The sequence below is a fragment of the Sphingomonas sp. genome, from assembly GCF_965200105.1.
Lineage (GTDB): Bacteria > Pseudomonadota > Alphaproteobacteria > Sphingomonadales > Sphingomonadaceae > Solisphingomonas.
In genome coordinates this window covers 1,843,450-1,863,788 of sequence record NZ_CBDATN010000002.1, presented here as the reverse complement: position 1 = coordinate 1,863,788, position 20,339 = coordinate 1,843,450, and the positions used below count along the sequence as shown (strand labels likewise).

The window sequence follows — 20,339 nt, the reverse complement described above, 5'->3', positions numbered from 1 at the left end:
CGGGCGACAGAGGACAACGGGGACGGACATGGCCGGCGCCAAAGACCATCAATACCACATCCTGCCGCCCAGCCCGTGGCCGATCCTGAGCGCCTTCTCCGCGCTGGTGATGGCCGCGGGCCTCATCATGTACATGCACGCCTATCCGTTCGGGAAGATCGTGCTGCCCATCGGCGCGGCGCTCGTCACGCTGTGCATGTGCTCCTGGTGGTCCGACGTCATCAAGGAAGGCAAGGAGGGCCACCACACCCCCGTCGTGTCGCTCCACCTGCGCTACGGGATGATCCTGTTCATCGCGTCCGAGGTGATGTTCTTCGTCGGCTGGTTCTGGGCCTATTTCGACGCCTCGCTGTTCCCCAAGGCGGCGGAGGTGGTCGGCGGCGTCTGGCCGCCGAAGGGGATGGAGGTCATCAACCCCTTCCACTTCCCGCTGCTCAACACGCTGATCCTGCTGTGCTCGGGCACCACGGTCACCTGGGCGCACCACGCGCTGATCCACGGCGACCGCAAGGGTCTGAAGACCGGGCTGTGGGCGACGATCCTGCTCGGCCTGCTGTTCACCTCGATCCAGGCTTATGAGTATGCCGACGCGCCGTTCGCCTTCAAGGGCAATATCTACGGCGCCACCTTCTTCATGGCGACGGGCTTCCACGGCTTCCACGTCATCATCGGCACCATCTTCCTGATCGCCTGCCAGATCCGCGCCTACAAGGGCGAGTTCACGCCCCGCGCGCACTTCGGGTTCGAGGCGGCCGCCTGGTATTGGCACTTCGTCGACGTCGTGTGGCTGTTCCTGTTCCTGACGATCTACGTCTGGGGCGGCTGGGGTGGCACTTACGCCTCCTGATCCGGAAGCGGAGCCGACCGGCGGCCACGTGCCGCCGGACGCCATGACCGACGGCGAGCCTCCGACGATCGTCGCCGTCGGCCTGCGCGGCCTCTGCCCGCGCTGCGGTGCGCCCACGCTGTTCGACGGCCTTATCCGCTTCGCGCGCCGCTGCCGCGCCTGCGGGCTCGATCTCACGGCGTTCAACGTGGGCGACGGGCCGGCGGCGTTCCTGACGCTGATCGTCGGCACCATCGTGACGGCGGGCGCGATCATCCTTCAACTTGCGGCCGATCCGCCCTTCTGGGTTCACATCATACTGTGGGTGCCGGTGACGATCCTGCTGGTCCTGGCGATGCTGCGCGTCGCCAAGGGCATGCTGATCGCATCCGAATATCGCAATCGCGCCGGCGAGGGCCGCTTGAGCCCGCGCGCCAGCGGGGAGTGAGCCGGCGGTGAGGCGCGTCCCGGTGCTGCCGACGCTGCTGGTCGCGGCGGCGGTGGCGGCGATGATCGCGCTCGGCGTGTGGCAGCTTCACCGGCTCCGCTGGAAGGAGGCGCTGATCGCGCGGTACGAGGCGGCGGCGACGCTGCCGCCGGTCGGCTTCCCGCGTGTGCCGACCGACCAGTCGCTCCTGTTCCGCCGCTCCGAAGTCTTCTGCCTGCAGCCCACCGCCTGGCGCGCGAGCGCCGGGCGCGATCGTACCGGTCGCTCCGGCTATCGCCACGTCGCCGACTGCCGCACCGGCGCGGAAGGGCCGGGCGTCGCGATCGACATGGGCTGGTCGGATCGTCCGGAGGCGCCCGGCGGCTGGCGCGGCGGCAGGGTGACGGGCACGATCGGCCCCGATCGCAACGCGCAGGTGCTGCTGGTGGCGGACGAGGCAGCGCCCGGCCTCGTCCCGAGCGCCAGGCCGGACGTCGCGGTGGTCTCGAACAATCACCTCGCCTACGCGGTGCAGTGGTTCCTGTTCGCCGCGATCGCGGCGATCATCTACGCGGTGGCGCTGTGGCGGCGGCCGCCCCGCTGAGGACGCGCGACGATCATCCTTTCAGGCGCATGTCCAGGTAGCCGTCCACCGAGGCCATCAGCTCGGGCATCTCGTCGGCGAAGAAGTGGTTCGCGCGCGGGATGGTGTCGTGATGGATGGTGATGTGCTTCTGGGTGCGCAGCTTGTCGACCAGCTTCTGCGTGGCCGGCGGCGTCGCCACCTCGTCCTGATCGCCCTGGATGATGATCCCCGATGACGGGCACGGCGCCAGGAAGGTGAAGTCGTAGAGGTTGGCAGGCGGCGCGATCGAGATGAAGCCGCGCACCTCGGGCCGCCGCATGAGGAGCTGCATCCCGATCCACGCGCCGAACGAGAAGCCGGCGACCCAGGTCTGGCTCGCCTCGTGGTGGAAGCTCTGCACCCAGTCGAGCGCCGAGGCCGCGTCCGAGAGTTCACCCACCCCGTTGTCGAACACGCCCTGCGACTTGCCGACGCCACGGAAGTTGAAGCGCAACGTCGCGAAGCCGCGCCGCACGAACGTCTGGTAGAGCGCCTGCACGATGCGGTTGTTCATCGTGCCTCCCGCCTGTGGATGCGGGTGGAGGATGAGCGCGACCGGCGCGCGGGGCCGGGGGCCGGGGCTGAACCGCCCCTCGAGACGGCCTTCGGGGCCGGGGAAAATGACTTCGGGCATAAGTTTCGGCGGAAAACCTGGAGACGGGCGCGTGCGCCGGGGAGCGGCGGCCTATATAGAGCCGCACCGCCCTCGCGCAATCGCGGGTGCGAGGAGGAGTGTCCCCGCTTGGCCGTCGCATCGCGCGTCTACCTCGATCATGCCGCCACCACGCCGGTGCTGCCGCGCGCGCGGGCGGCGGTGATGGAGGCGATGGAGCGGTGGGCGAACCCCTCGTCGCCGCACGCGCAGGGACGCGCCGCGCGCGCGGCGCTGGAGGAGGCACGGGCGCGGATCGGCGCGGCGCTCGGCCTGCCGCACGCCATCCTCTTCACCGGCGGCGCGAGCGAGGGGATCGCGGCGGTGTTCGCGCGCGTCGTGGCCGGCGGTCGCGTCGTCTCGGCGGCGGAGCATGACGCGGTCACGCGGATCGCGGGCGAACGCGCGGTCACCTGTTCGGTCGACGCCGACGGTCTCGCCGATCCGGAGGCGCTCGCCGCCGCGATGGCGTCGGCGGGGCCGCGCCCTCTCGTTGCGATCCAGCTCGTCAACCCGCAGACCGGCGTAGTGCAGGACGTCGAACGCATCGGCGGCACGGTGCGTGCGGCGGGCGGGCTGTGGCTGTGCGACGCGACGCAGGGCGCGGGCAAGATGCCGCTGCCCGACGCCGACTTCCTCGTCCTCTCCGCGCACAAGTTCGGCGGCCCGCCGGGGATCGGCGCGCTGCTCGTGCGCGATCTGGCGACGCTCGCCGCCACCGGCGGGCAGGAGCAGGGCTACCGCGCCGGCACCGAGAACCTGCCCGGCGTCGCCGGCATGGCGGCGGCGCTGGACGAAGGGCGCGACTGGCTCGCGCGCGTGGCCGAGCTTCGCGGCACGTGCGATGCGGCGATCAGGGCGGCGGGTGGCGAGATCGTGGCAGCGGCCAGCCCGCGCCTGCCGACCATCGCCTCCTACCGGATGCCTGGCGTATCGGCCGCCGCGCAGCTCGTGCGGCTCGATCTGGCCGGGATCGCGGTGTCGGCGGGCAGCGCCTGCTCGTCGGGCACGATGAAGCCGAGTCCGGTGCTCGCCGCGATGGGCGTGCCTCACCCCGACGAGGTGATCCGCGTCAGCTTCGGCCGCACGACCACCGACGGCGACGTCCAGTGCTTCCTCGCGGCGTGGGGTGCCATCGCCGCCGACGTGCGGGCGCGCGCGGCATGATCTATCTTGACTATCAGGCGACGACGCCGCTGGCGCCCGAGGCGCGCGCTGCGATGCTGCCCTTCCTGGACGAGACCGAACGTGCGGGTTTCGGCAATCCGCACTCCGCGCACCGCCCCGGCCGTGAGGCCAGGGCGGCGGTGGAGTTCGCGCGCGCGCAGGTCGCGGCGCCGTTCGGCGCCGGCGGGCGTCTCGTCTTCACCAGCGGTGCCACCGAGGCGATCAACTGGGCGATGAAGGGCGTCGCCGCCGCGCGCCCCGACCGCCCGCGCATTGTCACCATCGCCACCGAGCATGCCGCCGTGCTCGATACCGCCGGCTGGCTCGCACGGCAGGGCCGCGACGTCGTCGTCCTCCCGGTCGACGGCGAGGGCCTCGTCGACCTGGACGCGGCGGCGCGCGCGATCGACGACACCACCGCGTTCGTCGCGGCGATGCTGGTCAACAACGAGATCGGCGTGATCCAGCCGATCGCCGAACTGGGCGCGATGGCGCGCCGGGCGGGTGCGGTGATGCTGTGCGACGCGGTGCAGGGCTATGGCCGCGTCGCGATTCCGGCGGCGGCGTGCGATCTGATCGCGGTTTCCGCGCACAAGATCCACGGGCCTAAGGGCATCGGCGCGCTGTGGCTGCGCGACGGCGTGGCGATCGAACCGCTGCTGCACGGCGGCGGACAGGAGGCGGGGCGCCGCTCGGGTACGCTCGCGCCGATGCTGTGCGCGGGCTTCGGCGCGGCTGCGGCGGTGACGCGCACGCGGATCGACAACGACGCCGCGCACGTCGCGCGGCTGTGGCGGCGGGTGGGCGAGGGTTTGAGTGGCGACTGGATGCTCAACGGCGCCGCCAACCCGCGCTGGCCCGGCAACCTTAATCTCCGTCGCGAGGGGCTCGACGTCGCCCGGCTGATGGCGGAGGTGCGCGGCGTCGCCTTCTCCGCCGGCTCCGCCTGCGCGAGCGGATCGGGGCGGCCGAGCCACGTGCTCGCCGCGATCGGGCTGACGGACGCGGAGGCGCGCAGCTCAATCCGGCTCGGCTTCGGCCGCTACACCACCGCCGACGAGGTCGACGTCGCGGTCGCCGCGATCGCGCAAGCCGCCGACGCGCAGCGGGCCTGGGCGTGACGCGCGTGCGCTTCCTCGACACGGGCGGCGGCCTCTCCGCCGAGGTGGAGGCGGCGCCCGGCGCCCGGCTGCTCGACGTCGCGCAGGCGGCGGGCCAGCCGCTGGAGGGCACGTGCGAGGGGCAGATGGCCTGCTCGACCTGCCACGTGATCGTCGATCCCGCCGATTTCGCGCGGCTGCCGCCCGCCTCCGAGATGGAGGAGGACCTGCTCGATCTCGCCGCGCACGCGACGCGCACCTCGCGGCTCGCCTGCCAGATCATGCTTGCCCCCGATCTCGCCACGCTGACGGTCCGCATGCCCGGCACCGCTCGCGACATGACGCGGCGTTGACGCCACGGCATGCCCAAGATCGTCCTGCACCTGACCGACGAGCTGGCGGCGTTCGTGCGCCAGGAGGTCGCGCACGCCGGCTACCCGGATGCCGAGGCCTTCGTGCAGGCGCTCGTCATGGATCATCACGAGCGTCGGCTGGCGCGGCTGCGCGCGCTGATGGAGGCGGGGGACGCGGCCTCGCTCGACGCGTTGCGCGAGGCGACGCGGCGCCGCTACCGGGGGGAGGGCGCCTAGCGCGCGCTTGCGAGGCGGCGCGGCTTCGCGCATAGCGCCCGCGGGAGTCGGGCGGACGGTGCCGTCGCCAACCCGGTCAGGTCCGGAAGGAAGCAGCCGCAACGATTCCGTACCGGGTCGTTCCGGCTCCCACCGCCCCCCACGCCGGCGCTTCTAGAAGCACTCGTCGAGCATGAGGTGGAAGCGCAGCCGCCGCTCGTTCACCGCCGCGATGCCGATGCGCGCCAGGAAGCGCTCGCGCAGCTCCGCGTCGAACTCGCCGAGGCACTCCCACAGGATGGCGACGTCCTGATGAGGGTCCGCGACGCCGAGCCGCCCGACGTCGAGGCAGCCGGCGACGCCACCCTCCGCCATCACGATGTTGTCGAGCGAATAGTCGCCGTGCGTCACCACCCGCCCGGCATCGAACGGCAGCAGCGTGGTTATCTCCTCCCACAATCGCGCGGCGCTCCATCCCGCATGGTCCTCGCCGAAGTCCGATTCGTCGATCTCTCCCGCCTCCAGCCGATCGCGCGCGTGGGCGAGCCGCAGCGCGTGGCCCGCCTCGAACGGGCAGCGATCGACGGGGAGCGCGTGGATGCGCCTCAGGAAGTCGGCGAGCGCATCGACCACCTCGCCGCGCCGGCCGGGCCGGGCGTCGAGCGCCTGCCACGCGGTCGGCCCCGCGATGGCGTCGGTCAGCAGCCACGCCGCGTCGCCGTCCACCGTCAGGTGGCGCACCGCCGGCACCGGCAGGCGCCCGGCGAGCCAGCGCAGCCGCGTGGCCTCGTCGAGTATGTCGGCGGTTCGGGCACCGTCGCCTTGCTTCAGGTAGTAGTCCGCGGCGCCCGGCCGGTGCAGCCGCCATACCGCGCAACCGGCCTCGCCCACGGTGTCGCGCGACCAGGCGCGGCCGGCGATCCGCTCCGCCAGCGCCGCCGGGAGGATCGGCGGCTCGCATGTCCGTTCGCGCTCCACCCGCTCCGCCCTCGACCGCCGCCGCCCATGCCCCTATCTTCGCGCGGCATGCCCGACTCCCTCGATCTTGGCGAGCCGCCGCAACCGGTAGCCGCGCAGCCCTACCGCGTGCTGGCGCGCAAATACCGCCCGCGCACCTTCGCCGAGCTGATCGGGCAGGACGCGATGGTCCAGACGCTGGGCAATGCGATCAAGCGCGATCGGCTGGCGCACGCCTTCCTGCTCACCGGCGTGCGCGGCGTCGGCAAGACGTCGACCGCCCGCCTGATCGCCAAGGCGCTCAACTGCGTCGGGCCGGACGGCGCGGGCGGGCCGACGATCGATCCCTGCGGCGTCTGCGAACCCTGCCGCGCGATTGCGGAGGGTCGCCACATCGACGTCGTCGAGATGGACGCCGCCAGCCACACCGGCGTCGACGACGTGCGCGAGATCATCGAGGCGGTGCGCTACTCGGCGGTGTCGGCGCGCTACAAGATCTACATCGTGGACGAGGTCCACATGCTCAGCCGCAACGCGTTCAACGCGCTCCTCAAGACGTTGGAGGAGCCGCCGCCGCACGTGAAGTTCCTGTTCGCCACCACCGAGGTGAACAAGGTGCCGGTGACGGTGCTGTCGCGCTGCCAGCGCTTCGATCTGCGCCGCATCGGGGCCGACCTGCTCGCCGCCCACTTCGCGCGCGTCGTCGAGGCGGAGGGCGCGGAAGCGGAGCCCGAGGCGCTGGCGCTGATCGCGCGCGCGGCGGAGGGCAGCGCGCGCGACGGGCTGTCGATCCTCGACCAGGCGATCGCGCATGCGGGCATGGAGGAGAGCGGCGTCACCGCCGCGCAGGTCCGCGACATGCTCGGCCTGTCCGATCGCGGCGCCGTGCGCCGGCTGTTCGGCGATATCTTGAAGGGCGACGCGCCCGCCGTGCTCGCCGCGCTGGCGGAACAGCACGCGCTCGGCGTCGATCCGGCGGGGCTGATCCGGGGGCTGCTGGAGGCGGTGCACGGCGTCACGCTCGCGAAATCGGGCGCCGCGCCCGATCCCGCCCACTCCGTCGAGGATCGCGAGGCGATGGCGGGTTATGCCGATAGGCTTGGCCACGCCACGCTGCACCGGCTTTGGCAGCTCCTCCTCAAGGGGTTGTCCGAGGTCGAGACCGGCACGATGCCGCAGGAGGCGGCGGAGATGGCGCTGCTGCGCATCGTCCACGCCGGCCAGATGCCCGATCCCGGCGAGCTGGCGCGGCGGCTGGAGGGCGGCCTGCCCGCACCCGGCGCCCCCAGCGCCGCGCCGTCGGCCGCCCCGCCGCCCGCCGCGCCCGAGACTTTCGCTGCGCTGGTGGCGGCGCTCGACCGGCGGCACGCGCACCTCGCGCAGCAGCTCCACGATTATGCCAGCCCCGTCCGCTACGCGCCGCCCGAGCTCGTGCTCCACCCGCGTCGCCCGCTCGACGGCAATCTCGCCGCCGCGCTGAAATCGGTCGCGGACATCGGCTGGCGCGTCTCGCTATCGGAGGAGCCCGGCGAGCCGACGCTGCGCGAGCAGGAGCTCAAGGCCAAGGCGGACGCGCACGCCGCGATCCTGGATCACCCGGTGGTGGCGGCGGCGATGGCCGCGTTCCCCGGTGCCGAACTCGTCGAACACGCAAGGAGCTGACATGGACATCGAGCAGTTGATGAAGGCCGCGCAGAACGTGCAGGAGCAGCTCACCTCCGCGCAGGCGGGGCTGGAGAAGATCGAGGTCGAGGGCGCCTCGGGCGGCGGGCTCGTCAAGGTGCGCGCCACCGCCAAGGGCCGCATCCTGTCGATCGCAATCGACGACAGCCTGGTGCAGCTCTCCGAGAAGGCGATGCTGGAGGATCTGATCGCCGCCGCCTTCAACGACGCGCGCAGCAAGGCGGACGCCGCCTCCAACGACGAGATGGGCAGGCTGACCGCCGGCCTGCCGCTGCCGCCGGGCTTCAAGCTGCCAAACTTCTGATCAGCGCGGCAGGGCGGCGTCCCGCCGCCCGAACCGTGACTCGCGCAGTGCCGCTTTGCCCCCGTGGCAAGCGGCATTAAGGCGCGCGGCATGACCGACGCCTCATCCCGCCGCACATTCGCGATCATCTCCCACCCCGACGCGGGCAAGACCACGCTCACCGAGAAGCTGCTGCTCGCCGGCGGCGCGATCCACCTCGCCGGCGAGGTGCGCGCGCGGGGCGCCAATCGCCGCGCGCGATCGGACTGGATGAAGATCGAGCAGCAGCGCGGCATCTCCGTCACCTCGTCGGTGATGACGTTCGAGCGCGTCTTCGAGGGGCTGGGCGGGCTCACCTTCAACCTGCTCGATACGCCGGGGCACGAGGATTTTTCGGAGGACACCTACCGCACGCTCACCGCCGTCGACTCGGCGGTGATGGTGATCGACGCGGCGCGTGGTATCGAGGCGCAGACGAGGAAGCTGTTCGAGGTCTGCCGGCTGCGATCGGTGCCGATCATCACCTTCGTCAACAAGGTCGATCGCGAGGGCCGGCCCCCCTACGAGCTGCTCGACGAGATCGCCGACCTCCTCCAGCTCGACGTCACGCCGATGAACTGGCCGGTTGGGATGGGCGGCACCTTCGAGGGGCTGTACGACCTGCGCGCCGACACGCTGATGCGGCCGGGGCAGGCGGAGGAGCGGCTGTCCGGGCTCGACGATCCCCGCCTCGACACGCTGGTCGAGGGCGCCGCCGCCTTCCGCGATGAGGCGGAGCTGGCGCTGGGCGGCTATGGCGCATTCGACGAGCAGGCCTATCGCGATGGCGACCAGACGCCCGTCTATTTCGGCTCGGCGTTGCGCGAATATGGCGTCGAGACGCTGATCGCCGCGATCGCGCGCCATGCACCCCCGCCGCGCCGCCAACCCGCCGAGCCGCGCGCCGTGACGCCGGACGATCCCAAGGTCTCGGGTTTCGTCTTCAAGGTGCAGGCCAACATGAACCCGCAGCACCGCGATCGCATCGCGTTCCTGCGCGTCTGCTCGGGCCAGTTCCGGCGCGGCATGAAGCTCCGCCAGGTGCAGACGGGCAAGACGATCGCGATCAACTCGCCGATCTTCTTCTTCGCGCAAGACCGCGAGCTCGCCGAGACGGCGCTGCCCGGCGACATCATCGGTATCCCCAACCACGGCGTGCTGCGCGTCGGCGACACGCTGACCGAGGGCGAGCAGTTGACCTTCACCGGCATCCCCAATTTCGCGCCCGAGATCCTGCGCCGCGTGCGGCTGCTCGACCCCACCAAGACCAAGCAGCTTCGCACCGCGCTCGTCGACATGGCGGAGGAGGGGGTGACGCAGCTCTTCAAGCCGCTTGTCGGCAGCCAGTGGATCGTCGGCGTCGTCGGCCAGCTCCAGCTGGAAGTGCTGATCTCCAGGCTCGCGGCGGAGTACAACGTCGCCGCCGAGTTCGAGCCCGCGCCGTTCGAGACCGCGCGTTGGCTGTCGGCCGAGGATCCCGCCGCGCTCAAGGCATTCGCGGAGGGACGGGGCGGGGCGATGGCCGAGGATCGCGACGGCGCGCCCGTCTTCCTCGCGCGCGATCAGTGGGAGGTCGGCTACGTCGCCGAACGCAGCCCGCAGGTGCGCTTCAGTGCGACTCGGGAGCGGGCGGCGGCTTGATCGCGACGGCGGCGGACGCGGCGGGCGGCTTCGGCGCGGGCGCCGTGCCCGGCAGGCACTGCTTGCGATCGGCGCGCGGATAGCGGCGGCAGTCCCATGACGGCTGCGTCACGTCCAGCGCGGTCGACTTGCGGTACATGAAGGCCAGCGTCCGCATCGACAGCGGCGATATCGGCAGCACGCGCGGCGTCAGCTCCTCCGACGTCCAGCCGAGCACGATGCAATCCGGATGGTCGGCGCAGATTGAGAAGCCGATCACCGCCCAGCTTCCCGGGAATGAGCCCGCCTCGAGCTGGAGCGCATATTGCGCCACCGCCTCGTCCTTGGCGCGCACGATGCTGCCCTTGAGCGCCGCCTTGGGCACGCCGTCGACGCCCAGCGACTGGAGCGGGGCGGCAGCCGGAGCGGTTGGCGGAGCGTCGGGACCTAGGTCCGCGACGCTTGGCGCCGCCGCCGCTGCCGCCGCCACTGCTTCCGGCCCGGCGAGCGCCAGGAGACGCGGATCGAGCCGCTCGAACGGCTGGAGCCTGCCGGTCAGCGCCGCGCTCGAACCCCACCAGCCCGGCCAGCGATAGAAGATGTGCGCGCCCACCTGGGCGAGCTTGGTCAGCGTGTCGCGCCAGTAGGGCACGACATAGTCGGCATGATAGTGCGTCGCCGCGCCGACCTCGGTGTCGACATGCCCAGCGAGCGCGGCGTCGGCGACCTTGCGCGCGCGGCCCCAAGCCGCCTCCGGAGGCGGTCGATTGAGCGCGCCGTCGCAGGTGAAGGTGAACTGGCAGCCCGTCGACCGCTCCGACCCCTGGAAGACGACGCCGCACACCGTCTTGGGAAAGGCGGGATGGCGGATGCGGTTGAGCACCACCTGCGCCACCGCCTGCTCGCCCCTGGCATCGTCGCCCGCCTCGTAGAGCACGGCGGCGGCGAGGCACGCGCGCGCCTCCGCACGATCGACATCGGTGCCGGCGAAGAGGAAGGGCGGCGCGGGCTTCGGCTTCTCGTCGGCGAAGCCGATCGCGGCGTTGTCCGCACGCGCCTGCTCGGGCGTGAGGTCCGCGAGAATGGTGGGCGCGACCGGCGGCGGCGGGGTCGGCGCGGCGGCGAGCGCCGATCCGGCGGGGCGTGCGCGCACCGCGCCGCGGCCGACAGCGGAGGGAGAGCCGCTGAGCCCGAAGACGATCAGCACCAGGGAGGCGAGGAGCGCCAGCGCCAACAGGCTTGCCCGGCGTGTCGCGGGAGCGCTCCAGCCCGTGGCCGGTGAGGGATCGGGCGGCGCCAGCACCGGAGTGGCCTTACGCGACCGCCATACCGCAAGGGAAGCGCCTGCGCGCCGTCCCCGTCCCGGAACAGGAGGCGGGGCGGCGCCGCGAAGGCGCCGCCCGCGTGCCGATCAGCGCTTCGAGAACTGGAAGCTGCGGCGCGCCTTGGCGCGGCCGTACTTCTTGCGCTCGACCGCGCGGCTGTCGCGAGTGAGGAAGCCCGCCGCTTTCACCGGCGCGCGCAGCCCCGGCTCGAAGCGGGTGAGCGCCTGACTGATGCCGTGCTTCACCGCGCCCGCCTGGCCCGACAAGCCACCGCCCGAGACGGTGCAGACGACGTCGTACTGGCCCTCGCGGCCGGCGACGCCGAACGGCTGATTGATGACGAGGCGCAGCGTCGGCCGCGCGAAGTAGATCTCCTGATCGCGGCCGTTGACCGTGATCTTGCCCGATCCCGGCTTCAGCCACACGCGGGCGACGGCGTCCTTGCGGCGGCCGGTGGCGTAGGCGCGGCCCTGCGCGTCGACCTGCTTCTCGCGCAACGGGGCGGCGGAGACGAAGTCGCCCAGCGGGCTGGAGGCGGCACCGCCCTGGCTGGGAGCGGGAGCCTCGCCGCCGGTGAGCGCGGCGAGATCGGAGAGGGATTGGCGATTGTCGGTCATCACGCACCAACCTTGTTCTTGCGGTTCATGGCCGCGACGTCGAGCGGCTGCGGATCCTGCGCCGTGTGGGGATGCTCGGTGCCCGCGAAGATGCGCAGGTTGCGCATCTGCTGGCGGCCGAGCGGGCCGCGCGGAATCATGCGCTCGACGGCCTTCTCAAGCACGCGCTCGGGAAAGCGGCCGGCGAGCACCTTGTCGGCGGTGATCTCCTTGATGCCGCCGGCATAGCCGGTGTGCTTGTAATAGGTCTGCTGCTGCAGCTTCTTGCCGGTGAAGCGCACCTTCTCCGCATTGATGATGACGACGTTGTCGCCACAATCGATGTGCGGGGTAAAGCTCGGCTTGTGCTTGCCGCGCAGGATGTTGGCGACGATCGACGCCAGCCGGCCCACCACGAGCCCGTCGGCGTCGATCAGGAGCCACTTCTTCTCCACCGTGTACGGCGTCGCCGACTTGGTGGTCTTCATCAGCGCCTTCATGGCCCCGACCTCCGATATGTCTCGAAACAAAAGCGCGCCGCCCTTGGCAGGGCGACGCCACGGCGGCTGCAATGACGATCCGCACCGCGCAAGTCAAGCAAAAGTGCGGCTTTGCGGCAAGGTAACATAATACCTGATCAGAAATCCCTCGGTCGCGCCGTCATTTTGCCCCACCTTCGATCACGTCGGTGGCGACACCGCCAGCGGAGACGCGCAGCACCAGGGGAACGCCGATCGTCGGCCGGACCGCCGCGTCCAGGGTAGCCGAGCCCTCCGAATGCCCGTTCGCGGCGACCCTGCGCGCGCGCAGGGCAAGCGCGAAGCCCGCGCCCTCGCGCGTGAACCGGGCCTCCTCGACGAGCCTGAAGCGCCACTCGCCGCCACCCGGCGAGGGCGTGGTCTCCACCAGTTCATAGCGTAGCGGATGGTCGAGCGGCGGCGCGAAGGGCAACGTCAGCGCGGCGGCGGCCGCGGCGATCAGCATCATGCCGCCCGCCTCACGGCCGCGCCGGCGCCCGCCCGATCGCGTGAGCGCCCCACACCACCGCGCCGGCGAGCAGCGTCGCCGTCGCCTGGTGCGCGACCGCGATCGGCAGCGCCACGCCCGACAGCAGCGTCGCGATGCCGAGCAGGATCTGCGCCGTCACGGCGGCGGCGATCGCCACCGCCGCCGGGCCGGCACCGCGCCGGCGCGCGGCGGCGGCGACGGTCAACACCGCCGCCGCCGTCACCCACGCCCACCAGCGATGGACGAACTGCACCGCGATCGGATTGTCGACGAGGTTGGCGAGCGTCGACAGGCCGGTGTTCCAGCCGCCCGCCGGGAACCAGTCGTCTCCCATCTTCGGCCAGGACGAGAAGGCGTAGCCAGCGCGCAGCCCGGCGGTGAAGGCGCCGAGCGTGATCTGGTAGGCCAGCACGGCCAGCGCCACGGCGGCGAGCCCGGTCAGCCGTGCCGGTCGCGACCCGGGATCGCGGGCCAGCCGCGCGAGATCGAGCGCCGTCCAGATCAGCACGCCGTAGATGAGCAGCGCGTTGACGAGGTGAACGGCGAGGCGGACGTGGCTGACCTCGGTGCGATCCTGCAGGCCGGACTTCACCATCCACCAGCCGATCGCGCCCTGCAATCCGCCGAGCGCCAGGATCGCGACCATGCGCCAGCCGTAGCCGGGCGGGATCGCGCGGCGGGCCCACGCGACCAGCACCACCGCGCCCATCACCGTGCCGATCAGCCGGCCGAGCAGGCGGTGGACATATTCCCAGAAGAAGATCTGCTGGAAATCGGCCAGCGTCATGCCGCGATTGACGAGCAGATATTGCGGCGTGCGGCGATAGGCGTCGAACGCCGCCTGCCAATCGGCGTGGGTGAGCGGCGGCAGCGTGCCCGACACCGGCTTCCACTCGACGATCGACAGCCCCGACTCGGTCAATCGCGTGATGCCGCCGACGACCACCATCGCGAATACCATCGCCGCGACCAGGAACAGCCAGCGCGACAGCGCGCGCGGTGCCGGGCGCGGGGTGGCAGGCTGGCGGAGCATGGTGGAGCTGCTGAGTGCCATGGCGGCCGCGTGGTAGCCGCGCCTTTCCAACTTGTATCCAACATTCGGCACGACATCCCCGTGAGATGTTGTAACATGCGCGCGCCGACGCCATAGCGACGCGATGACCGTCACCGCCAGCTCCTCCCCCTCCGGCGAACGGCGCCGCGTCGGCCGGCTCGATCGCTTGGCGATCGCGTTGTCCGGGCTGTGCGTGGTGCATTGCATCGCCACCGTGCTGCTCGCCGCGACGCTCGCCTCCGCCGGTGCCGCGCTCGCCGACCCGGCGTGGCACGAGGCGGGGTTCACGCTCGCCATCCTGATCGGCGCGGCGGCGCTCGGCCGCGGCTACGCGCTTCATCGCGATGCGCGCCCGCTGGGGCTCGGTGGTGCCGGGCTCGCGCTGATGGCGTCGGGGCTGGTTGTGGAGCACGGCGCGGGTGAGATCGGGGCGACGGTGGCGGGCGTGACGCTGCTCGCGCTCGCGCACCGGCTCAACGCCGGGCGCCGGTCGCTTGTCGAGGTCGGTCGCGAACACTAGCTTCGCGGCGTCATGCCCGCTGCTTCCGCTCACGCCCACGCGCACCAGCAGGGCGCCGCCCTCGCCGACGCCGCCCGCGCCGCGCTGGAGGCGCGCGGCGAGCAGTGGACGGCGCTGCGCGCCTCGGTGTTCGCGGTGTTGAGCGATGCCGGCCGCCCGGCCTCGGCCTACGACGTCGCCGACGGCGTGTCGCGCGCCGAGGACCGGCGGGTGGCGGCGAACAGCGTATATCGCATCCTCGACCTGTTCGTCGCTTCCAACCTCGCCCAGCGCATCGAGAGCGCCAACGCCTATATCGCCAACCCGCATCCGGGTTGCGTCCACGACTGCATCTTCCTGGTGTGCGATCGCTGCGGCGCGACGCTCCACCTCGACAACGACCGCGTGGCGGCCGACGTCCGCGACGCCGCCGCCCGCGCCGGCTTCGCGCCCGAGCGGCCGGTGATCGAGGTGCGTGGCCTTTGCGCCACCTGCCGCGCGCAAAGCCCGGAACCGGCGGCCGGCCGCTAAGTTCGCGATTGGACGGTCGCTCCGCCGCGCGTAGACGGGGCGATCCGCAGGAGAAGTTTCCAGTGTCCAACGGTTCCGACACCCCTCTGCTCGATACGGTGGATACGCCGGCGGACCTGCGCCGGTTGAAGCCCGGCCAGCTACGCCAGCTCGCCGACGAGCTTCGCCGCGAGATGATCGCGGCGGTGGGGGTGACGGGCGGCCATCTCGGCTCCGGCCTCGGCGTCGTGGAGCTGACCACCGCGATCCACTATGTCTTCGACACGCCGCGCGACACGCTGATTTGGGACGTCGGCCATCAGGCCTATCCGCACAAGATCCTCACCGGCCGGCGGAACCGCATCCGTACGCTGCGCCAGGGCGGCGGGCTCTCGGGCTTCACCCAGCGCGCCGAGAGCGAGTACGACCCGTTCGGCGCCGCGCATTCTTCCACCTCGATCTCGGCGGCGCTCGGCTTCGCGATCGCCAACAAGCTCGCCGATCGGCCGGGCAAGGGCATCGCGGTGATCGGCGACGGCGCGATGTCCGCCGGCATGGCCTACGAGGCGATGAACAACGCGGCGCAGGCCGGGAACCGGCTCGTCGTGATCCTCAACGACAACGACATGTCGATCGCGCCGCCGGTCGGCGGACTGTCCGCCTACCTGGCGCAGATCGTCTCGTCGCGGCCGTTCCTCAGCTTGCGCGATCTTGCCAAGAAGCTGGCCAACAAGCTGCCCCGTCCGCTCGCCGACGCCGCCGGCAAGGTCGACGAGTATGCGCGCGGCATGGCGACGGGCGGCACGCTGTTCGAGGAGCTGGGCTTCTACTATGTCGGCCCGATCGACGGCCACAACCTCGATCACCTGATCCCGGTGCTGGAGAATGTGCGCGACGCCGCGCAGGGCCCGATCCTCGTCCACGTCGTCACCAAGAAGGGGCATGGCTACGGCCCTGCCGAGGCCGCCGCCGACAAGCTCCACGGCGTCCAGAAGTTCGACATCCTCACCGGCAAGCAGGACAAGGGCCCCGCCGGCCCGCCAAGCTACACCGGCGTCTTCGCCGCCGCGCTGACCGCCGAGGCGGAGCGCGACCAGACGATCTGCGCGATCACCGCCGCGATGCCGTCCGGCACCGGCCTCGACAAGTTCGAGGCCAGCTTCCCGGATCGCATGTTCGACGTAGGAATAGCCGAGCAGCACGCCGTCACCTTCGCCGCCGGACTGGCGGCGCAGGGCATGCGCCCGTTCTGCGCGATCTACTCGACCTTCCTGCAGCGCGCCTACGACCAAGTGGTCCACGACGTCGCGATCCAGAACCTGCCCGTCCGTTTCGCCATCGATCGCGCGGGCCTCGTCGGCGCGGACGGCGCGACGCACGCCGGATCGTTCGACATCACCTATCTCGCGACGCTGCCCAACATGGTGGTGATGGCGGCGGCCGACGAGGCCGAGCTCGTCCACATGGTCCACACCGCCGCCGTCCACGATGATGGCCCGATCGCGCTACGCTATCCGCGCGGCAATGGCACCGGCGTCGCGCTGCCCGCCGCGCCCGAACGCCTGGCGATCGGCAAGGGCCGCATCGTGCGTAAGGGCAAGAAGATCGCCATCCTCTCGCTCGGCACCCGTCTCGCCGAGGCGCTGAAGGCCGCCGATCGGCTCGATGCGCAGGGGCTCTCCACGACGGTCGCCGACCTGCGCTTCGCCAAGCCGCTCGACGAGGCGCTGATTCGCGATCTTGCGGGCAGCCACGAGGTCGTCGTGACGATCGAGGAAGGCGCCGTCGGCGGCCTTGGCGCGCACGTGCTGACGCTGGCGTCGGACGCGGGCCTGCTCGACGCCGGGCTCAAGATCCGTACGCTGCGCCTGCCCGACGCCTTCCAAGCGCAGAACAAGCCCGAGCGGCAATATGCCGAGGCGGGGCTCGACGCCGACGCGATCGTGGATGCTGTGGCGAAGGCGCTACGCCTCAACTCGCTCGGCATTGCCGAGGGCGCGCGCGCCTGACGTGACGCCATCCGCCGCGCAAATCGCTACGGCCGCATCATGCCTCGCTCGCACGGGGCGATCAGCGGATGAAGAAGGCGCTGACCGCGAGCACCTGTGTGCCGATGACGGCGGCGAACATCGCCGCATTCTCGAACCTGTGCATGATCATGTCCTTCTAACGTCAGTCGAGCCGTATCGCGGTAGGTTCCTGACGCGCCAGATGTGATCGCGCCTGTTATGCTGCAGCTGCGAAGAATGCGTTACCGCTTGCATATCCCGATGTCGCGCAGAGGTGGCGCATGACAGGCATCCGCGCCGATCAGCTCGTCGCCGACCGCGGGCTGGCCGAGAGCCGGACGCGCGCCCAGGCGCTGATCCTCGCCGGTCTCGTGTTCAGCGGCGATCGGCGCATCGACAAGGCCGGCCAGCCGCTGGCGCCCGACGCTCCGCTCACCGTCAAGGGCCGCGATCATCCCTGGGTCTCGCGTGGCGGCCTCAAGCTCGATCACGCGCTCGCGCATCTCGGCTGGGACGTGACGGGCGCGACGGCGATCGACGTCGGCGCCTCGACCGGTGGCTTCACCGACGTGCTGCTGTCGCGCGGATGCGCGCGCGTCTACGCGGTCGACGTCGGGCACGGCCAACTGGCCTGGAAGCTGCGCGAGGATTCGCGCGTGGTGGTGCTGGAACGCATGAACGCGCGCGCGCTCACTCGCGAGCAGGTGCCCGAGCCCGTCGACCTGGTGGTCTGCGACGCGAGCTTCATCGCGCTCGCCAAGGTGCTGCCGGCGGCCCTGTCGCTGGCTTGTCGGGGCGCGCGGCTGGTGGCGCTCGTCAAGCCGCAGTTCGAGGCGGAGCGCGGCGAGGTCGGCAAGGGTGGGGTCGTCCGCGACCCCGAAATCCACGCCCGCGTGTGCACGCAGGCGGCGGATTGGCTGACGGGCGAGGGGTGGCACGTCGCGGACCTGGTGCGAAGCCCGATCACCGGGCCGGAAGGCAATGTCGAGTTCCTGATCGGGGCAGTCGCCGGCGAACCCGCACAAGACGGCGGTTGACGCGGGGCCGGGCCGCTTTACGCACAGGCGCGTACTCGACCGACGGGATATTGGATGACCGAGATCGCGTCCGCCGGCCAGCTTCGCATGTCCTACGCGCGCGCCGCGCTGGCGATCGTGCCGCTGATCCTGTTCCTCGGCATCGCGTCGGGCGTGCTCTCGGGCTCGGGTGACGGCAATCCCTGGTTCGCGGATCTCGCCAAGCCGGCCGCCACGCCGCCGGGCTGGGCCTTTCCGGTGGTCTGGTCGATCCTCTACGTGCTGATCGGGCTCGCGTTCGCGGCGGTCGTCATCGCGCGCGGCGCGCCGGGGCGGGGCCTCGCGGTCGGTCTGTTCGTCGTGCAGCTCGCGCTCAATCTCGCCTGGTCGCCGATCTTCTTCGCCGGCCATCGTGTCGCGATCGCGTTCGGCGTGATCCTGCTGATGATCCTTTTCACGATCGCGACGATCCTCGCCTTCGCGCGCGTGCGCCGCCGCGCCGCGTGGGCGATGCTGCCCTACCTCGCCTGGCTGTGCTTCGCCGCCTGGCTCAACCACCGTATCGACGTGATGAACCCCGATGCGGCCGCGCTTGCACCGGGGCGCGGCAGCACCCAAGTCGAACTCTGAGCCGGAAGGAGCGCACGATGCAGACCGAGAACCGCCTGTTCGACGACATGGCCAAGCTGTTTAACGGCCTGGCGGGCACGATGGCGGGCGCCGGCCGCGAGGCCGAGGGGCAGTTCCGCGAGCGGGTGCGCAGCTTCCTCGGTGGAAGCGACTTCGTCTCGCGCGACGAGTTCGAGGCGGTGAAGGCGATGGCGGCGGCCGCGCGCGATGAGGTGGACGCGCTGAGGGCGCGGCTCGACGCGCTCGACGGCAAGGTCCATCAGTCGAACGCGCCCACCTCCTACGATCCGGCAACGCCGGCGTCCGAGTCGCCCGCCGCTTTCCCGCCCGTCACCTGAGCGTCATCCACAGCTTTCCGTTGTCCGTGGCTTGCCCGGTCTTCGCGCGCGCGGCACATCGCGCGCCGGAGGGCCTGCGATGACGCTCGACGACGACGAGACGGAGAGCGACCAGAGCGCGCCGATCGAGATGCTGGAGAGCTACCTCGCCGCGCACGGCTGGTCGCCCGAGCTGATCGGCGACGACGAGGTGCTGGCGAGCGTGCAGGGAAGCTGGGCGCAATATGAGCTGCGCGGCATCTGGCGCGGCGAGGATCGCGTGCTCCAATTCCTGGCGCTGCCCGATATTCGCGTGTCCGCCGACAAGCGTAGCGCCGTCTACGAGGCGATCGGTCTCATCAACGAGCAGCTTTGGCTTGGGCACTTCGAACTGTGGGCGTCGTCCGGCATAGTGCTCTACCGCAACGCCATGCTGATCGACGGCGATTCCGGCCTCTCGCTTGATCAGGCCGAGACGCTGGTCGAGAGCGCGATCGACGAGTGCGACCGCTTCTACCCGGTCTTTCAGTTCGTGCTGTGGGGCGACAAGAGCCCGGCCGACGCGATCGCCGCTGCCATGATCGAGACGCAGGGCGAGGCGTGACGCCGCTGCCGGACGGAACGGGCGAGGGCGCGATCTGGTTCGTCGGGTGCGGCAACATGGGCGGCGCGATGCTGTCGCGTTGGCTGGCGTGCGGGCTCGATCCCGCCCGGGTGACGGTGATCCGCCCATCGGGTCACGCCGTGGCCGATGGCGTGCGCGTGGTGCCGTTCGCACCGGCGGGCGAGGCGCCGCCTGCGCTCCTGATGCTGGCATGCAAGCCGCAGAAGCTCGACGAGGCGGCTCTCCCGCTCGCCGGCGCGGCAGGCGCGGACACGGTGCTACTGTCGATCCTCGCTGGCGTCGAGCGCGTCGCGCTGGCGCGACGCTTCCCCGCGCCGGCGCGGTGGTGCGGGCCATGCCCAACACGCCCGTTGCGATCGGCCGGGGCGTGGTGACGCTGGCCGCCGGCCCCGATCTTCCTGCAGGTGCGCGCGCGCATCGACGAGCTGATGGCGCCGCTCGGCCTCGTCGAGTGGTTGGCGGACGAGCGCGCGATGGACGCGGCGGCGGCGCTCGCCGGCAGCGGGCCCGCCTTCCTCTACCGCTTCGTCGATGCGCTCGCGCTTGCCGGCGCCGCCGACGGGCTCGACGTGGCGAGCGCCACGCGCCTCGCGCTCGCCACGGTGGAGGGGGCCGCCGCGCTGGCCGTCACGTCCGGCGAGGCACCGGCGCTGCTCGCTGAGCGGGTCGCGAGCCCCGGCGGATCCACGCGCGCCGGGCTGGACGTGCTTGACCACGATTTCGCGCTCCGGAAGCTCCTCGCTCAAACGCTGGCCGCCGCACGACGCCGCAATGCCGAGATGGCGGCTGCCGCACGCTAGGC

At 71.5% G+C, this 20,339-nt stretch carries 26 protein-coding genes and 1 other RNA gene; 20 read left to right on the top strand and 7 right to left on the bottom strand.

The genetic code is table 11. The features are described from left to right. The first annotated feature begins 28 nt into the window (after positions 1 to 28). Genes ACOFKX_RS10590 through ACOFKX_RS10580 form a run of 3 tightly spaced genes read left to right on the top strand, consistent with a single transcriptional unit; the run spans position 29 to position 1,857 of the window. Positions 29 to 847 carry a cytochrome c oxidase subunit 3 gene (locus ACOFKX_RS10590; RefSeq protein ID WP_419826943.1) on the top strand — a complete coding sequence of 273 codons (819 nt, stop codon included), beginning with the start codon at positions 29 to 31 and terminating at the stop codon, positions 845 to 847. Between the two features lie 43 nt (positions 848 to 890). After that, the gene (locus ACOFKX_RS10585) at positions 891 to 1,274 is read left to right on the top strand and encodes a DUF983 domain-containing protein (protein WP_419827406.1); all 384 of its coding nucleotides are present in this window, start codon (positions 891 to 893) and stop codon (positions 1,272 to 1,274) included. A gap of 7 nt (positions 1,275 to 1,281) precedes the next feature. Beyond that, positions 1,282 to 1,857 carry an SURF1 family protein gene (locus tag ACOFKX_RS10580; protein ID WP_419826942.1) on the top strand — a complete coding sequence of 192 codons (576 nt, stop codon included), beginning with the start codon at positions 1,282 to 1,284 and terminating at the stop codon, positions 1,855 to 1,857. Between the two features lie 13 nt (positions 1,858 to 1,870). Here the strand turns inward: ACOFKX_RS10580 and ACOFKX_RS10575 are convergent, their stop codons facing one another. Next, positions 1,871 to 2,512 (bottom strand): alpha/beta hydrolase, encoded by a 642-nt coding sequence (locus ACOFKX_RS10575; protein WP_419826941.1) that lies wholly within the window; start codon positions 2,510 to 2,512, stop codon positions 1,871 to 1,873. 108 nt (positions 2,513 to 2,620) lie between these two features. On the opposite strand from ACOFKX_RS10575, the gene ACOFKX_RS10570 reads away from it, so the two are divergent. The 5 genes from ACOFKX_RS10570 (at position 2,621) to ffs (ending at position 5,524) form a co-directional block, all read left to right on the top strand. Continuing rightward, positions 2,621 to 3,697 (top strand): cysteine desulfurase family protein, encoded by a 1,077-nt coding sequence (locus ACOFKX_RS10570; protein ID WP_419826940.1) that lies wholly within the window; start codon positions 2,621 to 2,623, stop codon positions 3,695 to 3,697. Next, entirely contained in the window at positions 3,694 to 4,818 is a 1,125-nt protein-coding gene (locus ACOFKX_RS10565; protein WP_419826939.1) for a cysteine desulfurase family protein, read from the top strand. The genes ACOFKX_RS10570 and ACOFKX_RS10565 overlap by 4 nt, the downstream gene beginning before the upstream one ends. After that, positions 4,815 to 5,150: a 2Fe-2S iron-sulfur cluster-binding protein gene (locus tag ACOFKX_RS10560; RefSeq protein WP_419826938.1), complete on the top strand. Its 336-nt coding sequence runs from the start codon at positions 4,815 to 4,817 to the stop codon at positions 5,148 to 5,150. The genes ACOFKX_RS10565 and ACOFKX_RS10560 overlap by 4 nt, the downstream gene beginning before the upstream one ends. Before the next feature lie 9 nt (positions 5,151 to 5,159). Continuing rightward, the gene (locus ACOFKX_RS10555) at positions 5,160 to 5,387 is read left to right on the top strand and encodes a hypothetical protein (RefSeq protein WP_419826937.1); all 228 of its coding nucleotides are present in this window, start codon (positions 5,160 to 5,162) and stop codon (positions 5,385 to 5,387) included. 39 nt (positions 5,388 to 5,426) lie between these two features. Continuing rightward, positions 5,427 to 5,524, top strand: an RNA gene (ffs, locus tag ACOFKX_RS10550) — signal recognition particle sRNA small type. 16 nt (positions 5,525 to 5,540) lie between these two features. On the opposite strand, the gene ACOFKX_RS10545 is transcribed toward ffs, so the two are convergent. After that, complete coding sequence (locus tag ACOFKX_RS10545; RefSeq protein WP_419826936.1) at positions 5,541 to 6,344, bottom strand: APH(3') family aminoglycoside O-phosphotransferase; 804 nt, start codon at positions 6,342 to 6,344, stop codon at positions 5,541 to 5,543. A gap of 48 nt (positions 6,345 to 6,392) precedes the next feature. Between ACOFKX_RS10545 and ACOFKX_RS10540 the strand changes: the two genes are divergently transcribed. The 3 genes from ACOFKX_RS10540 (at position 6,393) to ACOFKX_RS10530 (ending at position 9,969) form a co-directional block, all read left to right on the top strand. Further along, positions 6,393 to 7,985: a DNA polymerase III subunit gamma/tau gene (locus tag ACOFKX_RS10540; RefSeq protein ID WP_419826935.1), complete on the top strand. Its 1,593-nt coding sequence runs from the start codon at positions 6,393 to 6,395 to the stop codon at positions 7,983 to 7,985. A 1-nt stretch (position 7,986) separates the two neighbouring features. Continuing rightward, a complete protein-coding gene (locus ACOFKX_RS10535) occupies positions 7,987 to 8,310 on the top strand; it encodes a YbaB/EbfC family nucleoid-associated protein (RefSeq protein ID WP_419826934.1) in 324 nt (107 codons plus the stop codon). A 90-nt stretch (positions 8,311 to 8,400) separates the two neighbouring features. After that, complete coding sequence (locus tag ACOFKX_RS10530; RefSeq protein WP_419826933.1) at positions 8,401 to 9,969, top strand: peptide chain release factor 3; 1,569 nt, start codon at positions 8,401 to 8,403, stop codon at positions 9,967 to 9,969. Here the strand turns inward: ACOFKX_RS10530 and ACOFKX_RS10525 are convergent. The 5 genes from ACOFKX_RS10525 to ACOFKX_RS10505 form a co-directional block, all read right to left on the bottom strand. Beyond that, on the bottom strand, positions 9,938 to 11,251 hold the full coding sequence (locus ACOFKX_RS10525; RefSeq protein ID WP_419826932.1) for a cell wall hydrolase: 1,314 nt from the start codon (positions 11,249 to 11,251) through the stop codon (positions 9,938 to 9,940). The genes ACOFKX_RS10530 and ACOFKX_RS10525 overlap by 32 nt on opposite strands. 108 nt (positions 11,252 to 11,359) lie before the next feature. Then, positions 11,360 to 11,890, bottom strand: a complete 531-nt coding sequence (gene rpsI / locus ACOFKX_RS10520) for a 30S ribosomal protein S9 (protein ID WP_419826931.1) — start codon at positions 11,888 to 11,890, stop codon at positions 11,360 to 11,362. Next, on the bottom strand, positions 11,890 to 12,369 hold the full coding sequence (gene rplM, locus ACOFKX_RS10515) for a 50S ribosomal protein L13 (protein WP_419826930.1): 480 nt from the start codon (positions 12,367 to 12,369) through the stop codon (positions 11,890 to 11,892). Before rplM ends, rpsI begins: the two co-directional genes overlap by 1 nt. A 160-nt stretch (positions 12,370 to 12,529) precedes the next feature. Further along, the gene (locus ACOFKX_RS10510) at positions 12,530 to 12,853 is read right to left on the bottom strand and encodes a hypothetical protein (RefSeq protein WP_419826929.1); all 324 of its coding nucleotides are present in this window, start codon (positions 12,851 to 12,853) and stop codon (positions 12,530 to 12,532) included. Positions 12,854 to 12,866: 13 nt separating this feature from the next. Next, positions 12,867 to 13,931 (bottom strand): COX15/CtaA family protein, encoded by a 1,065-nt coding sequence (locus ACOFKX_RS10505; RefSeq protein ID WP_419826928.1) that lies wholly within the window; start codon positions 13,929 to 13,931, stop codon positions 12,867 to 12,869. Positions 13,932 to 14,034: 103 nt separating this feature from the next. Between ACOFKX_RS10505 and ACOFKX_RS10500 the strand changes: the two genes are divergently transcribed. The 9 genes from ACOFKX_RS10500 to ACOFKX_RS10460 all read left to right on the top strand — a co-directional run bounded on the left by ACOFKX_RS10500 (position 14,035) and on the right by ACOFKX_RS10460 (position 20,337). Then, on the top strand, positions 14,035 to 14,451 hold the full coding sequence (locus ACOFKX_RS10500) for a MerC domain-containing protein (protein WP_419826927.1): 417 nt from the start codon (positions 14,035 to 14,037) through the stop codon (positions 14,449 to 14,451). Positions 14,452 to 14,463: 12 nt separating this feature from the next. Next, entirely contained in the window at positions 14,464 to 14,961 is a 498-nt protein-coding gene (locus ACOFKX_RS10495; RefSeq protein ID WP_419826926.1) for a Fur family transcriptional regulator, read from the top strand. Positions 14,962 to 15,023: 62 nt separating this feature from the next. Continuing rightward, complete coding sequence (gene dxs / locus ACOFKX_RS10490) at positions 15,024 to 16,949, top strand: 1-deoxy-D-xylulose-5-phosphate synthase (protein ID WP_419826925.1); 1,926 nt, start codon at positions 15,024 to 15,026, stop codon at positions 16,947 to 16,949. Positions 16,950 to 17,230: 281 nt separating this feature from the next. Further along, positions 17,231 to 17,986 carry a TlyA family RNA methyltransferase gene (locus ACOFKX_RS10485; protein ID WP_419826924.1) on the top strand — a complete coding sequence of 252 codons (756 nt, stop codon included), beginning with the start codon at positions 17,231 to 17,233 and terminating at the stop codon, positions 17,984 to 17,986. Positions 17,987 to 18,040: 54 nt separating this feature from the next. Then, entirely contained in the window at positions 18,041 to 18,595 is a 555-nt protein-coding gene (locus ACOFKX_RS10480; protein ID WP_419826923.1) for a TspO/MBR family protein, read from the top strand. A gap of 17 nt (positions 18,596 to 18,612) precedes the next feature. Then, positions 18,613 to 18,933 (top strand): accessory factor UbiK family protein, encoded by a 321-nt coding sequence (locus tag ACOFKX_RS10475; RefSeq protein WP_419826922.1) that lies wholly within the window; start codon positions 18,613 to 18,615, stop codon positions 18,931 to 18,933. Between the two features lie 79 nt (positions 18,934 to 19,012). Then, positions 19,013 to 19,516, top strand: coding sequence for a YbjN domain-containing protein (locus ACOFKX_RS10470; protein ID WP_419826921.1), 504 nt, complete (start codon positions 19,013 to 19,015; stop codon positions 19,514 to 19,516). Then, on the top strand, positions 19,513 to 19,911 hold the full coding sequence (locus ACOFKX_RS10465) for a pyrroline-5-carboxylate reductase family protein (protein ID WP_419826920.1): 399 nt from the start codon (positions 19,513 to 19,515) through the stop codon (positions 19,909 to 19,911). Before ACOFKX_RS10470 ends, ACOFKX_RS10465 begins: the two co-directional genes overlap by 4 nt. A gap of 30 nt (positions 19,912 to 19,941) precedes the next feature. After that, complete coding sequence (locus ACOFKX_RS10460; RefSeq protein WP_419826919.1) at positions 19,942 to 20,337, top strand: pyrroline-5-carboxylate reductase family protein; 396 nt, start codon at positions 19,942 to 19,944, stop codon at positions 20,335 to 20,337. The last annotated feature ends 2 nt before the right edge of the window (positions 20,338 to 20,339 follow it).